The organism is Actinomadura sp. NPDC000929 (assembly GCF_040492065.1).
Taxonomy (GTDB): domain Bacteria; phylum Actinomycetota; class Actinomycetes; order Streptosporangiales; family Streptosporangiaceae; genus Spirillospora; species Spirillospora verrucosospora.
The window spans coordinates 32,201-33,486 of record NZ_JBEUPA010000095.1; the positions used below are offsets into that span (position 1 = coordinate 32,201).

Consider the following 1,286-nt stretch of genomic DNA (forward strand, 5'->3'; position numbering starts at 1 on the left):
GCGTCGGTCAGACGACCGTCCTCCAGGATCTGCAGCAGCGAGTTGAAGATGTCCTGGTGGGCCTTCTCGATCTCATCGAACAGCACCACCGAGAACGGCTTGCGCCGCACCTTCTCGGTCAGCTGACCGCCCTCCTCATACCCGACATAGCCGGGCGGAGAACCAAACAGCCGCGACACCGTGTGCTTCTCCATGAACTCCGACATGTCCAGCTGGATCAGCGCGTCCTCGTCCCCGAACAGGAACTCCGCCAGCGTCTTGGACAACTCGGTCTTGCCCACCCCCGACGGGCCGGCGAAGATGAACGACCCACCCGGACGCTTGGGGTCCTTCAACCCCGCCCGCGTCCGCCGGATCGACTGCGACAACGCCCTGATCGCGTCCTCCTGACCGATCACGCGCTTGTGCAGCTCATCCTCCATCCGCAGCAGCCGGGTCGACTCCTCCTCGGTCAGCTTGAACACCGGAATCCCCGTCGCGGTGGCCAGCACCTCGGCGATCAACTCATCGGTGACCTCGGCGACCACGTCCATGTCGCCGGCCTTCCACTCCTTCTCCCGCTGCGCCTTCTGCCCCAGCAGCTGCTTCTCCGAATCACGCAGCGCCGCGGCCTTCTCGAAGTCCTGCGCATCGATCGCCGACTCCTTCTCACGCCGCACATCAGCGATCTTCTCGTCGTACTCGCGCAGGTCCGGCGGCGCGGTCATCCGACGGATCCGCATCCGCGACCCCGCCTCATCGATCAGATCGATCGCCTTGTCCGGCAAGAACCGATCCGAGATGTAGCGGTCGGCCAGCTGCGCCGCCGCCACCAGCGCACTATCGGTGATCGACACCCGGTGATGCGCCTCGTAACGGTCCCGCAGCCCCTTGAGGATCTCGATCGTGTGCGACAACGACGGCTCGGCCACCTGAATCGGCTGGAACCGCCGCTCCAGCGCCGCGTCCTTCTCCAGATGCTTGCGGTACTCATCCAGCGTCGTCGCACCGATCGTCTGCAGCTCACCCCGAGCCAGCATCGGCTTCAAAATCGACGCCGCGTCGATCGCGCCCTCCGCCGCGCCCGCACCCACCAGCGTGTGCAGCTCATCGATGAACAAGATGATGTCACCGCGGGTCCGGATCTCCTTGAGCACCTTCTTCAGACGCTCCTCGAAATCACCCCGATACCGCGACCCCGCCACCAAAGCACCCAGGTCCAGGGTGTAGAGCTGCTTGTCCTTGAGCGTCTCGGGCACCTCACCCTTGACGATCTTCTGCGCCAGCCCCTCCACCACCGCGGTCTT

At 64.9% G+C, this 1,286-nt stretch carries 1 protein-coding gene; it reads right to left on the reverse strand.

The window, feature by feature from the left end; genetic code table 11:
- A partial coding sequence (locus tag ABWI04_RS27860) for an AAA family ATPase (protein WP_353834294.1) occupies positions 1-1,286 on the reverse strand: 1,286 nt, incomplete at both ends.